Here is a 16,459-nt window from a genome sequence, read left to right as displayed (position 1 = left end):
GCAGAAATTTTAGATTTAACTGGGAGATAACGTTTTAAATCGTCGCTTATTGGGTCGATTGCTTAGACTCTAGTGCGTAAATTTAAATTTATCCGAAATTCCCGGCTCAAATGAGCTTTAGTTTGTTTGAGCTTCCGCCGGCTTTAAAATAAACGGCGAGCGATCAAAGGCTTAGGAGCACGGGAATTTTAAAAATGTAAAATTTGCAGCGGTATGGTTTATTCGCCTGGCGGAATTTTGTAGCTCGCTGTATTTGTGCAAAACAAAATTTCAAAATTTCGGGGCGCATAAAATTTATAGCACGCTGCGAAATTCTGCTATGCAAAATTTGAGGCTACGTAATTATGAAATTCCACGCTATGTATTTATGCGGCGGGGTAGCGCTATTTCTTACGACGCTTGCGCCACGATGAGAGTTTTTGCATGTAGGTAGAGCAAACCAGATACGAACACACGAATGCGAGCGCTAAAGAAGAAAAGAAATAATCCCCAAAGCCCAAAATATCGCAAATATAAAGCAATACCGCAAACGCGATGATAAAAACGGCAGTAAAAAGCATAAGGAATATAGCAAAGTAGGTGCACGTCAAAAATATCCGTGTCAAACGAGGTGCGCGCCTTTCAATAGCGCGGACGATCGCATAAACGTATGCCAGAATTATCATCGCAACGAGCGCAAGCCCAGCACAAGTGTAGAAAAAATCGCCTAGGTTTGGGAATGCGTCTTTTGCGAACGCAAAATAGATCGCGTAAAATACCGTCGTGGCGAAAAAGATAAGACCGAATGTAATCAAAATGTCCCAAGCTAAAGATAGCGTGCGCTTCGTGGCATCCAGCGCGCTCAACGCAAAATCGCGGGCATATTCCAAAGGCATTCTGCGGTGCTCGACCTCCAAGGCGACGAGGCTGCCTAAATATCCCTGCTTGCAGTATTTTACGCGCACCAAATCGCCCTGCTTAAACGAGAACGACCTGCAACGCATACGAAAGCGAACGCCGTCGATCTCAAAAAGCACGAGCGTCTCGATCTCCTGCCTAAGGACGCGGACGCGCAAGTTTTCTATCCTGCCTTCGATACAGGGCTGCTTATTTCGCATAATCCTCCAAAATTAAGTTTAAATTTCGCGCCGCTTGCTAGGCGTTTGTTTGCTCGGCGCTAGAAAAACCCGCTCATCTTTCCCGCAAGGCTCTGCGGCGCGACGGAATTCTACGCGACAAAATTCCGCGGCTATAAATTTCGTGTGGCAAGATGGACCAATCGCGAGCTTGATTTTAAAATTTTCGCTAAATTCCGCCGCGCTTATCGGCGGCAAATTTAATACGGTTAGTTTTACGAGCGCGGTTCGCACCGCATACTAAACAAACATGTTTGATAAGATCATAAAATTTAAAAATCGCCGAATGTCAAATTACAAGCCGCAAATTTAAATCGGCACGAGACCCAAAAACCGCACTAAATATAATAGATGCTGTTTTTGATATTTTTGCCGTCGATCTCGTTTTTGCGCCACGAACTCTCGTCGTTTAGCACGATCCAGCGCTTCTCCTCCTCGCGATAAAACCAGTCCTTGTCGATCTGATAGTAGATCTGGCATCCCGAAATTTCGATGATATTGGCGATGTTATTGTCGTGATAGTTGTTCTCATCGAAGTCGGTGAATGTGCGCTGCCCCATCTCGGCGTAGAGCTCGTTTAAAATTTGAAGCATCTCGCTTAGGCGCATATCCATCTTCTCGACCTGAAGCCCAAGCTCATTAGCCTCTCTGAATAAGATCGGATAGTCGTGCGACGGATAGCCGCTGTTTAGCTTGTCGCTGATAAAGGCGATCTTTTGCTCATCTTCGAAGTGGTAGCGCAGAATTTCGCGGCAAATTTTAAGCGACAGGCTGCTTGCGCGATCGACGGCGCCGAAAACGAGCGGATGGATATATTTGTAAAGCTCCTTGTACGGGTTCTCGTCGTTTGGACGCTCGTTATTTTTCCAAAGCTTCACCACGCGGCTTAGCTCGTCCATCGAAACGTTGGCTTGGTCGTTGGTGTTCGTAACCGGCGAAAGCTCGTGTCGCAGCGAGGTATCGACAGACGTTAGATATCCTAGCGGCCCCATTAAAATTTTATTCGCCCCAAGCGCCATCATCGTAGCCGCCGAAGCGCAGTTTGCCGGCACCAGCGCGATCAGCTCGTCGCAGTGGTTGCGCAGGATCGAGACGATCTTAAGCGATGCAATGCCGCTGCCGCCGTCGCTTTTGATGTAAAGATAGAGCTTTTCGAAATGCTTGCCCTTGAGGTGGTCGTTGATACTGATCGCGTCGTTGCCGCAGACGCTGCCCGCGCCCGAATTAAAATATGTAAGCAGCGGCGCGCCCAGATATTTCTCGATATTCGTGATCACCTCTTGCGTTTGCTTCATCAAGATCGGCGGTTGCTTCGCCGCCTTTTTGGCGCCCTGCCTATGCGGCTCTTCGTCTTTGGATAAAAATCCCATGGTTTTCCTTTCGTGTTGGTTTGGTTTTAAAATTTTATCTTACAAATATCGCGCAATTTGTCCCGGTGCCACTCGATGCTCTCTTTCACCGTATTGCCTAGAGCCGTATGCGGGCTTTGCAAAAACGCCCTACTATTTTTTAGGCTTGAGCTCACGTATTCGTAACGTGAGATCACGTTTGCACTGGCGCTTTGCGACACCGAAGCCGAAAACGAGTATGAATAAAGCGGCGCGGAGGAAGCGTAGCCGCTAAAGTGCTCTTTCAGACTTACGAATTTGCCCTCCGCAAAGGCCTTGCAAACGCCGCCGCTCGCGGAATACTCGGCGATTCGCAGCTCTTTATTGGGCGTAAAAACGTAGATCGTAAATTTATTTAGAGCTCTTTGCGAAATTTGATCCCCAGCCACGTTCATCCCTCTTTCGTCCGTAAATAGATAAAGATTGGAGCCCGCCTCTTCGTATTTTCCTAAGATCGCATCATCTTTAAAAAGCACGCCGCCTGAAATTTTATACTCGGTGGCGATCTGCCCGTCATAGCTCATCATCACGGAATTTTCCGGATGCAGCTCGGCTTGCGAATACTTTACCTTCATACAGCCTGTAAGCAGCATGGCCGCCGCAAGCAGCGCTAAAATTTTAATTTTATCCATAGCTCCCCCGAAGTTTATCTGCAAAAATCGTCTAAGATCATTCTTTTAAGATCCGCGATCGTCTTTTTGAAAAATCCAGCCACAGCCAACTCCTCCGCGATATATTTCGTATCTTTGCGATCGATCGCTTTTTCAAAATTCATATTTTTATATGCACTCAACGTTTTTGAACTCATATTTTGCACCGAACTCTCGCTTTTTGAAATTTTGCCGTCCGCATAAAGCCAATCGCCGTCTTTGAACATATTTGAAGTATAGTCGAAATTTACGTATCTGCCGGCGTTATAGACGCTGCAAATCCCATCTTTGTGCCAAATGCTAAATACCATAGCCCTTTCATCGTTAAAAAGATAGAATTTCATCCGCTTGGCATTCAGCGCGGACTTGTAATTGTTGCCGTAAGACTTGCCCGCCTCGTCGAGCACGAGCATCCTAAACTCGCCTCTATCCATAGAATAAGAGCCTAAATTTCTGCCGTTTTCATACAGATCCTCGCCCGCAAATTTATAGATCACGGTTTTGTTGCCGTCGTAAAATTTAAACTCCTTATCGCTCTTAGCCGGACGCAATATCGCGCATCCTCCAAGTAGTGCCGCCAAAACGGCAAAAATTATAAAATTTTTCATTTATCGCTCCTTAAATTCTAATCTTTCGCCGCACCTTGCCGCCGTCTCGCCATCCTATTTTAAAATTTCAAGACGCTCTGCGCCCTCAAATTTTAAAATTTGCTCGCCCTACTTCTCGCCGAAGCGCTCCTTTAAAATTTTATACGCCTCGTTGATCTCCTGAAGCTTCTTCGTGCCCTCCTGGATGATCTCCTCGTCCGCGCCCTTGCCCATCAGGATGTCGGGATGGTATTTTTTCACGAGTTCGCGGTATTTTTTCTTGATCTCGTTAAACGTAGCATCCTTGGAGAGCCCCAAAATTTCATACGGATCTCTTTTGGTTTTGGCGGAGCCTTGCGAGCCGCCCGAATAACCGCCATATCCACTCGAATACCCGCCGTATGAGCCGCCTGAACTTTGCGAGCCTCCATAGCCCGAACCCGCCGTGCCGCCATAGCCGTAGCCGGTGCCGCCGCCGTAACTGCTGCTTCCGTAGCCACCCGTGCTTCTGCCGCCGTATTTGTCCCAATACCCGCCGCTTCTTGTGCTATAGCCGTCGTATTCGTCGTAAGCGGAGCTGCTTTGCGAGCCGCCGTTTTCGTAATATGTGCCGTAAAAACTGCGCTCAAAGGTCGCGAATATCTGGCTTTGGATATGCTCCGCAATGCCCAATCCGTCACAAATCTGCGAGATCGTGCGCCGCTCTGCCGCGCTAAAACCGCGATCGACGTAGGCTAAATTTAAAAAGAAATAGATTAGCCCCGTTTTGCGGCTCGGGCTCGGGCGGTAGGTTTGGTTATATTTCTCGGCGAGCTCGCGTACGTTTGCGAGGTTTTCTTTCTCGAGCTTATAAACGAGCTTCAGCGCCTGGCGTTCGCGTTCGCCGGCGCCCATTTGGCGCACCAAATCGTCTAAAATTTCGCTTATCATCGCAGCTTCGGACTCGCTTACGTACCCGTCGCTTTTGGCGACCTTGGCCAGAAGCGCTACTAAAATTTTAGCCTCTGCTAGCTGCATTTGCGCCTTGCCGCGATAGCCGGAGTTGCTGAGAGCCCCGCCGATCTGTGCGAAAATATACAGCGCGATTAAAAGGAATATGATGCTAAGCACGCGCTAGTCTTCGCTCTTTACGATCTTAGCAAACTCGCCGAAGTAAATTTCTTTTAACGCCTTTAGATTTTTACGGACGGAATTTATGCGAAACGCTTCGCCGCCGCTGATGCCTAGACGCATCAAGCTTAGCCCGTATTTTGCGGCCAGCTCTTTAAATTTCGCCTCGTCGCGCACGCCGAAAATCGCGCGCGAAAAGCTCTCGTCGAAAATATCTCTGCTATCGTCGCAGCTCATCTCAAACTCGCCGCCGATGCCGCCCACGCACGCCATTTTAGCTAGCGTAATCGCCACGCCGCCGATACCTACGGAATTTGCAAATTCCAAAACCCCGCTCTTGCCGGCTTCTATCGCGAAGTCCCACAGAGCGCGCTCGGCCTTTAAATTTAACTCAGGTAGGCTGCCTGCGACGCGATTTTCCACCGCTTTCATATAAAGCGAGCCCGCAAAAACGCCCTTCGTATCGCCTACCAGATAGATGCTCACGCCGCTAGCGCAAAAATCGCTAGGGATGATCTCGCCCTCATTCGTTCCCACGCATACGATCGCGGGAGTGGGCTGAATGCTAACGCCGCCCGTTTCATTATATAGGCTTACGTTGCCGCTGATGACCGGGGTATTTAGCGCGGCGCAAGCCTGCTTGATCCCCTCGCAGCCCTGCGCGAACTGCCACATGACCTCGGGATTTTGCGGATTGCCGTAGTTTAGGCAGTCGGTGATGGCTAGAGGCGTTGCGCCGCTCATAGCGACCTTTCGTCCCGCCGACGCTACCGCGAGCGCCGCGCCTATGCGAGGATGGACGTAATTCATCCGCGTGTTGCAGTCCGCAGCCATCGCGAGTTTTACGCCGTTTTGCTTAACTCGCATCACCGCAGCGCCCAGCATGCCTGGACGCTTGGCAGAATTTAACCCTACGTTGGCGTCATATTGATCGTAGATGTAGGATTTATTTAGCACTTCGGGGTCCTCAAAAATTTTATCAAACGCCGCGTCCAGCTCGCGCTCGCTTGCACCGCAGCCGCATAAATTTTGCCGCGCGATCTGCGCCATATATGCAGGCTCTTTTATCGGGCGATCCAGCACGGGCGCAGCCTCGCTAAGCGGCTCGATCGGAATGACGCCCGCCAGCTCGCCGTGCCAAAAAAGCTCCATCTTGCCGCTATCCGTCACCTCGCCGATTACGGCGGCATCAAGATCCCATTTGGCAAAAATTTCTTTGATTTTCTCCTCGCAGCCCTTTTTAGCGCAGATCAGCATACGCTCTTGACTCTCGCTTAGCATCAGCTCATACGGGCTCATCCCCTCCTCGCGCATCGGCACGCGATCCAAATTTAACCTCATGCCGCTGCCGCTGCGCCCCGCCATCTCAAAGCTACTCGAAGTAAGCCCCGCCGCGCCCATATCCTGGATGCCTACGACGTAATCGGTTTTAAAAAGCTCCAAGCACGCCTCCATCAGCAGCTTTTCGGCGAACGGATCGCCCACCTGCACCGTCGGACGCAGGGATTTGTTCGCGTCGTTAAAGCTATCGCTCGCCATCACGGCTCCGCCGAGCCCGTCGCGCCCGGTCTTAGAGCCTACGTAGATCACGCTGTTGCCCACGCCTTCGGCCCTGCCGTAGAAAATTTCATCCTTTTTAACGATACCAAGAGCAAAGGCATTAACCAAAATGTTGCCGTCAAAGCTCTTATCAAAGCTCGTCTCGCCGCCTATCGTAGGGATACCCATGCAGTTGCCGTAGTGCGCGATGCCTGCAACCGCGCCTTTTAGCAGATAGCGCTGCTTTCTGGCGTTTTCGCTCCTTCCTCGCACCTCGCCGAAACGAAGCGAGTTCATATTGGCCTCGACGCGCGCGCCCATCGTAAAGATATCGCGCAGTATCCCGCCCACGCCGGTCGCAGCGCCCTGAAACGGCTCTATGAAGCTAGGGTGGTTGTGGCTTTCCATCTTAAAAACCGCCGCCATGCCGCCGCCGATGTCGATGACGCCTGCGTTTTCGCCAGGACCCTGGATAACCCAAGGCGCCTTGGTCGGAAAGCCGCTTAAGTATTTTTTGCTCGATTTGTAGCTACAGTGCTCGCTCCACATCGCGCTAAAAATCCCAAGCTCGAGCAGATTTGGCTCGCGACCTAAAATTTTTAAAATTTTTTCATATTCTTCGTCTGAAATTTTATGTGCCGCTACTACTTTTTTATCCATTTTTTCGCCCTTTTCGCCGTTAAATTTAGGTCGCAATGATAGCTAAAATTTTCTATCATTTCGATTAATCTTCGCCCTTTTTAAGATACTTCTCGTAAAGTTTCGCCTCTTTTAAAAACGCGTAAAATGCGTTAATGTTTGCCGTGATAAATCCCTTGCGCCCGTCAAAAAGCGATCTGCGCAAAATGTATGATTTAAAAAACGCAAACGGATAGATCAGCAAAAGCTTCGCAAGGCTCGGCTTCTTGCCCTTCTCAAAATCCCCCTGCGCGCGCAGCGTGGAGTAGTTGTTGTTTTTCGTAACGAGCTCGGCGATCGGCTTTTCGCTAAAATGGTTGATGCAAAATTTGCTCTTTTTCACCGCGCCTTTTATGATCGAAATTTGCGCGTGCACCCCCATATTTTTATACTCGCCGCACTCCTTACGAAAGAAGCGGATGTGAGTATTTTTGCGCACGAGATCGGAGCACTTGCGCCCTAGCGAGTATTCATGAAATTTAATATCCAGCGCCGAGTAATCGCTCTGGCTCATAAACTCCTCTATCTCGCCCTTTAGCTCAGGACTTACCTCCTCGTCGCCGTCGAGATTTAGCACCCATTCGTTGCTACAGAGCGAAAATGCATAGTTTTTCTGCACCCCCTCGCCCTGCCAATCGTGGTGGTAAATTTTATCGGTAAATTTACGCGCGATTTGCAGCGTGGCATCGGTGCTGCCGCTATCGACGATTATGATCTCGGCGAAATCCGCCACGCTACGCAGCATACGCTCGATGTGGCGCTCCTCATTCATCACTATCGCATAAACGGATGCTTTAATCATAGTTTGTTCCTTATCCTCGTAAATTTCAACCAAAAATCAAAAAAGCTCTCCGTGCCCAAAATGCCGATACGCTTTACGGCGTATTTGTCGTCGCCCGCTTCGTAAAGTCCGCGCTTGACGATCACTGCGCCTTTAAAATTTGATCTGGCGATATTTAAAATTTCGTCGTTAAATTTACCGTACGGGTAGGCAAACACCTCGCAAGGCTGAGCGCAAATACGCGCTACGCGAGCTTTAGACGCGATGATCTCATCTGCGGCAAGCTGTGGATCGCTCGCGTAGGTAAGGTCTAAATTTACGTGGTGCATCGTATGCGCACCAAACTCCACCAGCCCGCTTGCCTGCATTTTTAAAATTTGCTCCTCGCTCAGCATCCTTGCAAGATGGGCCGTATTAGCGCGCTCCCAGTCGTTTTGCACGGCGTCCGGCACCAAAAATATGCTCGCTTTAAAATCGTATTTTTTCAAAATTTCAAAGGCGCTGGTAAAATTATTTTCAAACCCGTCGTCGAAGGTGATACAAACCGCCTTTTTAGGCAGCCGCTCTAGCGCGATAAGCTCGCCAAATTTAAAGCTTTTAAAGCCGTTTTTCGCAAGCCACGCGATCTGTCTTTCAAAATCAGCAGGTCTTAGCCGCCATTTGTCGAATTTATCGCCCTTGTGCTCCTCTACGCTATGATACATCAGCACCCGCGCCTTATGCCAGCCCTGCGGGATCCGCCACCAGTTATACCGCAGCGAAACGCCCGCTGCGGCGGCAAAGATCAGAAAAGCTACAAAATAAATCATCTGAATTTTTCTCCGTTTTTATAGACGAACTCGCGCCACTCGTAGGGCTCACTGTAAAAATCGCCCCGCTCGTTTTTGTCTTTTCCGCCTAGTGCGCCGCGACGTTCGCCGCCGCTCTCGCTGCATTTTTCATCAGAAATTTCACCGCAAGCATCTGCGCCAAAGCTCTCTTCAAAGATCGTCTCAAGCATAAATTTTGCCACTCGGGCGGCGTTTGCGATCCTTAGCGTCTTGGCTCTGCCGCGCCGCGCGATACGCGCGTATTCGCCGCTAGAAAGAAGGCATTTGATCTTTGAAAAGCAATCCGCAGGACCGTCAAAATAAACTATCTCCGAGCCGTCCTCGTAAAGCCGCTCAAACCCCGCGATCTTGGGGCTAAAAGTACAGACACCGCATCCTAAAAACTGTGCCATGCGGTCGCTCGCGCCGAGCAATTTATGAGCGCGCGCGCACTCAAGTTCGTCGTCGCGATTAAAATTTATCGCGATCTTCGCAGCCGCGATCTCGCGATGAAATTTATCGCCGAATACGGCAGGCGCGCCGAGGCTCGCAAAAATTTTAAGCCTAAGTCCCTCTTTTTCGCAAAAATCGCGCAGCAAAAGCGCAAATTTATACCTCACGTCCTCTTTATAATCACGCGCTATGTAGATCACGTCGGTCGTTTTGGCGGCGTCTAGGCGTCTATCAAACGCCGCATCGGAGATGTTTGGGAAAAAGGCGAATTTCGCGCCGTATCTTGCAGAAAGATCACGCAGCTTCAGCGCATTCGCCCAAAAAAACACGTCGATGAAGCTTAATTTTTCGAAAAATTCCCGTTTTTCTTGCAGATGATCGACGTACCAGATCGCGATTTTAATCTTAGGAAGCGCCGATTTTATCGCCTGCAGCGTGCTAAGACCGATCTTTTCGCCCTTGCCGATTAGAAGCAGATCGGCGCCGATGTTTTCACAGATACGCACGAGTTTGGCGTTCATTTTCTCTAGCCCGCTGTTTTTCAGCCCGCAAAAGCGCAGACTCCGCTCCCAATCGCGGTAGCTAAAATCATAGACGAAGTGCCCGCCGCGGATGAGCCCGTGGCTGATTTTGCGCTCCATGCCGTAGAAAAAACTGCCGTCGTCGTATTCGTTGAAAATGCCGCAATGCACGATCTTTAGGCTTCGCATAACAGCTCCTCGTAGTAATTTTTAAGCGAGCTAATATAATTTTGCAGCGTCAAAGTTTGCTTGAACTTGGCGTGCTTTTGCGCAAAAGCTCGGGCGTATTTGCCGTAAGTGCGGTAAATTTCATCAATCTTAGCGCCCAGATCCGCCGCCTCGTACAAAAACTCTTCGCTTAAAATTTCCGAAATTCCGCCCACGCGGGTAGATATCAGCACGGGCGAATAAAAAATACCTTCGATCAAAATCACCGGAAAGCCCTCCTTGCGCGAGCTGATGACGTGCAGGTGCGATGCGGCAAGCGCAGCCGCAACGTCGTCGCAAAAGCCGCACAACCGCACCCTATCCTGTAAATTTAGCGAATTGATTAAATTTTGTAAATTTTGCCTCTCGCCGCCCTGCCCGTAAATTTTAAGCTCGAAATCGAATTTCAGCTCGCTTGCGGCGCGGATCAAAAGATCAAAACCCTTGATCTTATCGAGCCTGCCGACCGCGACGATGCTAAATTTAAAATTTTCCGCCGCCGCGTTTGCGCCTTTTTGCGATACGAATACGCTGCTAGTCTTATTTTGCGATGCGTCCGCATCCAAAGGCATATCTTGCGATACACTCGCCCCATCAGGCGTATCTTGCGACATGTACGCAGCATCAGCCATATTTTGCGACGCACCCGCAACGCCAGCCGAGTCGCTGCGCGCGTCCTTTGTTTCCTTGAGCGCTTCGTTTGCGGCACCCTCCAAGTCCTTGCAGCGCGCGAAAATTTCATGATTTGCAAACTCCCGCCGCGGCTCTATACCGAAATATATCACCTTTGCGGCGTGATTTATCGTGGTTGCGACCTTGCGCGAGGCTGCGATGACGTTTCGCACGCGATCGAAAACGGGCGCTTTGCGGTCGTTGTGTTTGGTCGCAACGAGCTTAAGATTTAAAAATTTTTCGACCACGAAGCCGATCTGTGCGGCTTTGGCACCGTGCGAATGTAAAATTTCAAATCCGCCCGAGCGTAAAAACCGATAAATTTCAGCGAACAAAAACGGATTGTAGCGCTTGTCTCGGCTTTTGTACTCATAAATTTGCACGCGAGCATCCAGACGCTGCAAAAACTCGCATCTATCGGGCACGATGAGCGCCGCCTGCTCGCTTTTGCAAAGCTCATTTAGCGAGTCGATCACGATCTTTTCGACGCCGCCGTAAAATCTGGAGCAGCAAAGATAGGCGATTTTCATCTGTTTCTGCCCTTCTTCATCTTCAAAATGAAGCTAAAAAGCCCCTGCCTGCCGCTAACCATGATGCGCGGAATTTCAAAATTTGAGTAGTGCGGGCGCAACACGTCGTTTTGCGTCGTAACGGCGCAGCTAAAACCCGCTTCGCGCGCGCAGCGGACGCTAATCTTGTCGTAAAAGCCGAACGGATAGGCAAAGGCGCTGCAAGAAATCTCAAATTTCGCCTCTATTTCGCGCTTTGATTCGCTCATCTGGCGCAGCTGCTCTTGCGGATCCAAGCTAGGCAAGTTTGCGTGATCGAGCGTATGCGAACCGATCTCGATAAGCCCGCTTTGCAAAAGCTCGTGGACCTCCTCGTCGCTTAGCATCTGCTCGCGATTTAGCTCGTCGCTTGATTTTTTCAGATCCTTATCGGTCGCCCAATTCCCGCCAAAGCGCCGGTTCACGATGAAAATCGTCGCCTTAAAGCCGTATTTTTGAAGTATCGGTAGAGCGCCCGTGAGATTATCGCGATATCCGTCGTCAAAGGTAATGCAAACCGCCTTTGCGGGCTTTTTATCCAAGCTTGCAAGCTCGCTTAGAGTGTAGCTCGTAAAACCGTTTCGCTTCAGCCACGCAAGCTGTTTTTCAAACTCGGTGGGGGTTACGCGTAGGCGGTTGAATTTAGAAGCACGCTTTGGCAGATGCTCGCGGATCATATGATACATCAGCACGCGCGGATACTCGTAAGGCAGATCCTTCGCCCACCACGCAAAGCGCAGGCAAAACCACGCAAAAAGCGCCGCAAAAGCCAAAACCGCCGCGTAGATCATCGCTCGATCCTCATGCGATAGGCCAAAAAGCTCAAAATCGTAGCCAGGCTTAGCGCTTCTTTCGACAGATACGCTCCGTGATCGAACTGACAATCTATCAAAAGATAGATTAGAAGCGCAAGAACCCCAAACTGCCTGCTTTGAATGCACTCCTTAAAAACGCTAAATAGGATCGCTCCGTAAAAGATGAGACCGAGCACGCCGCTATAAAGTAAAATTTCTAAAAATAGATTGTGCGGCGCGTTATATTCAGGATGCTCAAGAACCGGGGAGCCCGGCAAATTTATATATGAGCCCAGCCCGTAGCCCAAGATAGGCTTTTGCTGCGCCATTTCTAAAATATAGCCCCAAATCACGGTTCTGCCCGAGGAGTTGCCGCTAAATAGCGCGGCTAGCCTTTGCTCAAACGACGGCGAAAGCGCAAGCAAAACGGCAAAAAGCGCGATGAAACCCACCGTGAAAAGTAGGTATTTTTTGTTTAGGCTCTTTAAATTTAGCGCGCTGTAAAACACAAGCGCGCAAAACGCGCCGACCCACGCCGCTCTGGAAAATGAAAAGATCATAAAAAATGCAAATAAAAATAAAGCGGCAAATTTAAGTGCCAAAGGCCGCCGTATCGTCACCGTGCTAAGGCAGAGTCCAAAACCCATAAAAAGCCCTAAGATATTGCGGTTCGAAAGCGATCCGCTAAGTCCGCCGCGAACAGAGTCGCTTGAAAAGACGATCGCATCGGCGCTGCTTACAAGCTGATAGATCGCGCTCGCCGCTAAAATTCCAAGCCCCACGAAAAGAAAGGCAAAAACGGCGTTTTGATCAAAAAATTTGAGCTTGTAAAAATAACAAAGTACCAAAAATATCGCGCCGTATCGAAGTACGAAAAATAGCGTGCTCTGCCACGCCTTTTTTGAGATAACCGCCTCGTTTAGGAGGTTTGAGATCGCTAGCGTCGCCACTAAACAGACGAAGCAGATCGCGATAAATCGCGTTTTTTTCAAAATTTCGCTTAAAATCGAATAGTTTTTAAAATATAATAGATGCGCCAAAAAGAACAAATTTAGCGCCGCAAATGAGATCTGATAGACCGCGTTTTTAAAAAACAGCGACGCGCACCAAAGAAGCAGCAGCGTTAAAAATGTGATTCTCCAGCCGCTAGGCGCGCCGTTTTCGTAAAAAATTTTTTTCATATTAAACTCTCATAAACCTTTATCGTTTTTTCTACCATCTGCTCTAGGCTGAAGTTTTGCGAAACGTAGCCGTAGCCGTCAAATTTCAGCTCGCGCGCGGGGGCAAACAGCCGTGCCAGCGCCTGTGCGTCGCCCGCGTCAAAAAAGTAGCCGTTTTCGCCCTCTTTGATAATATCCAGCGCGCCGCCGTGGCGAGTCGCGATCACCGGGCAGTTGAGCGCTATCGCCTCAGCCATCGAGCGCCCGAAGCTCTCAGGCTTGCTTGAAGCGCTTACCGTGATCGACGAGAGCGAGTAAATCTCGGCCACCTTGCTCTGCGAACCTGCAAAAATTACGCGCTCGCAGAGACCAAGCCCCTCTACGAGCGATTTTAGCTCCGAAAAATACTCGTCGCGACCCGCTCCCACGCCGCCTACGATCAAAATTTTAAGCTTTTGTTCGCTCGACAAAGCCGCGGCGCGGATCAGGGTTTTGTAATCCTTAATCTGCGTAATGCGCCCAATGCTTGAGACGATGAAATCATCCTGCGCGAGGTGGAATTTTTCGCGAAATTCCGCGATAAAGCGCTCGTCTAAATTTTTGGGATTAAATTTTACCAGATCGATGCCGCGCGGAATGATCGTGATCTTGGCTGCGTCTACGCCGTAGCTTCGCACCACGTGATCGCGCGCATAGCCGCTAGGACAGATGATCGCGTCCGCATCCGTCATGATTTTGCTGTAGAAATTTACGGAATTTATCCCATGCACGGTGCTTACGATCTTTGCATGCGAGCGAGCAAATTTAACCAGCCACGCCGGCACGCGAGAGCGGACATGCACGATGTCGGGAGCGATCCTGCTTAAAATTTTACGCAGCTTTAAAACGCGCGCCGCAACGCTTAGGATATTTTTGGAGCAAACGTCGAGCTGTACGTGCACGCCGCCATCTTTTTCTATCTTTGGCGCCAATTTACCGCCGTTACTGATAACGAAATTTTCGATGCCGCGTCGTGCGAACTCCCTATTTAGCTCGACTACGCCGCGCTCGACGCCGCCTTCGTTCAGCTCGGGCAGGATTTGCACGACCCTCATATTTTTATCTCCCTCACAAACGCCTTAAGATCGTACTTCGCGGTCTTTTTTAGCACTTCATCGTAGCGCCTAGCATGCCCCGTAGAAACAAGAGCGCTTATAAAATCGTCAAATTTATTATGAGCGTCTTTGCGTTTTAAACTCAAAATAGCCACGTTCGCGCTCCCGTTAGATGCAGCCTCACTTATCATCGAGACGCTATCCTCGCTGATGAAAACCCACTCGCACTGCGCCAAAAAATCGCCGATCGGATTTACTGGCTCGCGGCTGTAAATCGCGCTGTAATCCCAGCTAAGCTTGGCTAGCGCGCTCTCGGTAGCTCGCGGCGTGCGCGGAGAGGTCGTTAGCGCAAACTCGCAGTCCGCAAACTGCGCCCTTACGGTCTCTACCTGCTTTAAAATTTCATCCCCCATCTCAAAGCAGGAATTCGGTCCGCCGATAATAAATCCGATGGATTTGCGCTGCGGCTGATACAGCCCCTGCGGGCGCGAAAAGCTAAGCGAGACGGGTGAAATTTTAAGGTTCGCGCGCGGCTTCGGGCGATCATGCGCGCCTGCGATGATGACGCTAAAATCCTTGCGGTAGCCCTTCGGATACATTAGTGCTACGCTCGGCTTTGCGTATCTGCGCGCGTAAAATTTCAGCGCGTAATAGCTCGTAGAGCCCGCGCCTACGAATAGATCGAAATCTGCGAAATTTAAATTGCGATCTGCCGAGGCGTCAAAATTTGCGTTATATGATACGGCGTCTGAATTGGCACCATTCGGCGCGGCATCTAAATTTGCGCTATCTGACGCGACGAGGCTGTTTAAAGCGGGGTTGTTTAAATTTGATCCGTTTTTGAGGTCCGCGTCTTTTATCTCGCTCGCACCGCCATCATCAAGGTCGCACTTAAAAATTTTAAAATAAAGCCCGAAAAAATCAAGCACGTAGGAGCAGAGTTTAAGAAGCTTGTTTGAGTAAGCGATCTTGCAAAGGCAAAACTCAAGCCCTCTTAGCTCACAAAATGCGATGCTTTGGTTCTCGTGCCCCTTGCGGCCGTCGCTTAAGATGAGCGCTTTTCGATACGAATTTTTAGCGGCGGACTGATTTGCAGCGGAGTTTTCGCTGTTTAAATTTAATGACCCGCCGCCTGCGTGCCACGCGTAATCTGAGGCACCCGATCTTAAATTTTTATCACTAAAGCTTTCACACCGCAAAGCACAAGAGGAGCCACCGCAAAACGATATAAAATTTTTGAAATCCGAATTTTTGCTCTCTCGCGCGGCGGCGATCGCTACGAAATTTTCGCGATTTGAAATTTTAACGGCGCACGCGGCGCTGCCTAGATTTAGTGCGCTTTGCTCTTTTGCAAAGAGGCACGAGCCCTGCGGCGCGGATAAATTTCTCACGATGCCCCGTCTGCTCTCGCCTCTTGAAATTTGCCACGCCATCAGTCCATTTTCCATCGTTTGTGTATCCAAAACCACTGCTGCGGCGCGGTTTGCACGACCTCTTCGAAAATGTCGTTGCACTTTTGCGTGATAAACAGTTCGGCCTCGTCCTTATTTAGCCCCTCAGGTAGCGGCGGGAAATCCTTGATCACGATCTCGTAGCGATCATCCTCTCCGCGGCGCGCAAAAATTGGTATCAGCACGGGGCGAAATTTCAAATAAAGCGACGCGATAGTCTTCGTGGTGTAGCACTGTCGTCCAAAAAAGGTCGTAATCAGGCTGTTTTTAGGACCTGGCTTTTGATCGGGCAGAATGCCTACGTTGCGCCCCTGCTTTAGCGCCTGCACGAGTCTGCGCATCGCATCGTCCTTGTAAATGAGGTCGTTGCCGTAGCGCTCGCGAAACGGCGCCACGAGCCGCTCTTCGATCAACTCATTATCGCTGCGACGCCCGACTACCGAGACGGGAAAGCCATTGGCGCCGAAAAAATTAGCTAGAATTTCCCAATTTCCAAAATGTGCGGTAAAAAATAAAATCCCGTGCGGATTATCACCTTTTAGCTCTCGGACGCGCTCTAGCGCCTGCTCGCCGTTTGAAATCAAATCATCAAATTTTAGTCTGCCGTTGTAAAATAAAAGCGTGTCGGTAAGCGTCCTAGCGATACTGCGAAAATTCTCGATCGCAAGAGAGTGAAGCTCACTTTCGCTTTTTTGCGGATAGGCGGCGCGAAGGTTGTCTTGTGCGACTTTAACGCGCCTGCTAAGCTTCCACGATGCAAAAAGTGCGAGCTTATCGAAAAATGCGAATATGAAGCTTTTCGGCGCGAATTTTGCAAATTTTATCAGACCCAGCGCCAAAAAATATTGGATTTTTTCCTTCATAAAGACCTCATTTTAAATGCGAGATTATATTGAATTTTG

At 49.7% G+C, this 16,459-nt stretch carries 16 protein-coding genes; 1 reads left to right on the top strand and 15 read right to left on the bottom strand.

The annotated features are described in order from the left end of the window. Nucleotides 1–383: 383 nt before the first annotated feature. On the bottom strand, nucleotides 384–1,097 hold the full coding sequence (locus Q0605_RS10315; RefSeq protein ID WP_298706774.1) for a hypothetical protein: 714 nt from the start codon (nucleotides 1,095–1,097) through the stop codon (nucleotides 384–386). Between the two features lie 49 nt (nucleotides 1,098–1,146). Here Q0605_RS10315 and Q0605_RS10310 point away from each other — a divergent pair, with 49 nt between their 5' ends. Continuing rightward, nucleotides 1,147–1,359 carry a hypothetical protein gene (locus Q0605_RS10310; RefSeq protein WP_298706772.1) on the top strand — a complete coding sequence of 71 codons (213 nt, stop codon included), beginning with the start codon at nucleotides 1,147–1,149 and terminating at the stop codon, nucleotides 1,357–1,359. A gap of 94 nt (nucleotides 1,360–1,453) precedes the next feature. On the opposite strand, the gene Q0605_RS10305 is transcribed toward Q0605_RS10310, so the two are convergent. The 14 genes from Q0605_RS10305 to Q0605_RS10240 all read right to left on the bottom strand — a co-directional run bounded on the left by Q0605_RS10305 (nucleotide 1,454) and on the right by Q0605_RS10240 (nucleotide 16,420). After that, a complete protein-coding gene (locus tag Q0605_RS10305; RefSeq protein ID WP_298706770.1) occupies nucleotides 1,454–2,485 on the bottom strand; it encodes a hypothetical protein in 1,032 nt (343 codons plus the stop codon). 26 nt (nucleotides 2,486–2,511) lie between these two features. After that, entirely contained in the window at nucleotides 2,512–3,135 is a 624-nt protein-coding gene (locus Q0605_RS10300) for a hypothetical protein (protein WP_298706769.1), read from the bottom strand. 14 nt (nucleotides 3,136–3,149) lie between these two features. Continuing rightward, nucleotides 3,150–3,761: a hypothetical protein gene (locus tag Q0605_RS10295; protein ID WP_298706767.1), complete on the bottom strand. Its 612-nt coding sequence runs from the start codon at nucleotides 3,759–3,761 to the stop codon at nucleotides 3,150–3,152. Between the two features lie 108 nt (nucleotides 3,762–3,869). Then, complete coding sequence (locus Q0605_RS10290; protein ID WP_298706765.1) at nucleotides 3,870–4,757, bottom strand: DnaJ domain-containing protein; 888 nt, start codon at nucleotides 4,755–4,757, stop codon at nucleotides 3,870–3,872. Nucleotides 4,758–4,853: 96 nt separating this feature from the next. After that, entirely contained in the window at nucleotides 4,854–7,049 is a 2,196-nt protein-coding gene (gene purL, locus Q0605_RS10285) for a phosphoribosylformylglycinamidine synthase subunit PurL (RefSeq protein ID WP_298706763.1), read from the bottom strand. A 64-nt stretch (nucleotides 7,050–7,113) separates the two neighbouring features. Further along, nucleotides 7,114–7,869 carry a glycosyltransferase family 2 protein gene (locus Q0605_RS10280; protein ID WP_298706761.1) on the bottom strand — a complete coding sequence of 252 codons (756 nt, stop codon included), beginning with the start codon at nucleotides 7,867–7,869 and terminating at the stop codon, nucleotides 7,114–7,116. Next, on the bottom strand, nucleotides 7,866–8,657 hold the full coding sequence (locus Q0605_RS10275) for a polysaccharide deacetylase family protein (protein WP_298706759.1): 792 nt from the start codon (nucleotides 8,655–8,657) through the stop codon (nucleotides 7,866–7,868). Before Q0605_RS10275 ends, Q0605_RS10280 begins: the two co-directional genes overlap by 4 nt. After that, entirely contained in the window at nucleotides 8,654–9,820 is a 1,167-nt protein-coding gene (locus Q0605_RS10270) for a glycosyltransferase (protein ID WP_298706757.1), read from the bottom strand. The genes Q0605_RS10275 and Q0605_RS10270 overlap by 4 nt, the downstream gene beginning before the upstream one ends. After that, the gene (locus Q0605_RS10265; RefSeq protein WP_298706755.1) at nucleotides 9,808–11,040 is read right to left on the bottom strand and encodes a glycosyltransferase; all 1,233 of its coding nucleotides are present in this window, start codon (nucleotides 11,038–11,040) and stop codon (nucleotides 9,808–9,810) included. The genes Q0605_RS10270 and Q0605_RS10265 overlap by 13 nt, the downstream gene beginning before the upstream one ends. Beyond that, complete coding sequence (locus tag Q0605_RS10260; protein WP_298706753.1) at nucleotides 11,037–11,849, bottom strand: polysaccharide deacetylase family protein; 813 nt, start codon at nucleotides 11,847–11,849, stop codon at nucleotides 11,037–11,039. The genes Q0605_RS10265 and Q0605_RS10260 overlap by 4 nt, the downstream gene beginning before the upstream one ends. Next, nucleotides 11,846–13,033, bottom strand: a complete 1,188-nt coding sequence (locus Q0605_RS10255; RefSeq protein ID WP_298706751.1) for an O-antigen ligase family protein — start codon at nucleotides 13,031–13,033, stop codon at nucleotides 11,846–11,848. Before Q0605_RS10255 ends, Q0605_RS10260 begins: the two co-directional genes overlap by 4 nt. Then, the gene (locus tag Q0605_RS10250) at nucleotides 13,030–14,106 is read right to left on the bottom strand and encodes a glycosyltransferase family 4 protein (RefSeq protein WP_298706749.1); all 1,077 of its coding nucleotides are present in this window, start codon (nucleotides 14,104–14,106) and stop codon (nucleotides 13,030–13,032) included. Before Q0605_RS10250 ends, Q0605_RS10255 begins: the two co-directional genes overlap by 4 nt. Further along, nucleotides 14,103–15,569, bottom strand: coding sequence for an ELM1/GtrOC1 family putative glycosyltransferase (locus Q0605_RS10245; protein ID WP_298706748.1), 1,467 nt, complete (start codon nucleotides 15,567–15,569; stop codon nucleotides 14,103–14,105). Before Q0605_RS10245 ends, Q0605_RS10250 begins: the two co-directional genes overlap by 4 nt. Beyond that, nucleotides 15,539–16,420, bottom strand: coding sequence for a lysophospholipid acyltransferase family protein (locus tag Q0605_RS10240; protein ID WP_298706746.1), 882 nt, complete (start codon nucleotides 16,418–16,420; stop codon nucleotides 15,539–15,541). The genes Q0605_RS10245 and Q0605_RS10240 overlap by 31 nt, the downstream gene beginning before the upstream one ends. Nucleotides 16,421–16,459 lie beyond the last annotated feature (39 nt).

This window comes from uncultured Campylobacter sp. (genome assembly GCF_938017705.1).
In the GTDB taxonomy this organism is placed as follows: domain Bacteria; phylum Campylobacterota; class Campylobacteria; order Campylobacterales; family Campylobacteraceae; genus Campylobacter_B.
This window is presented reverse-complemented; position numbering and strand designations above follow the sequence as displayed.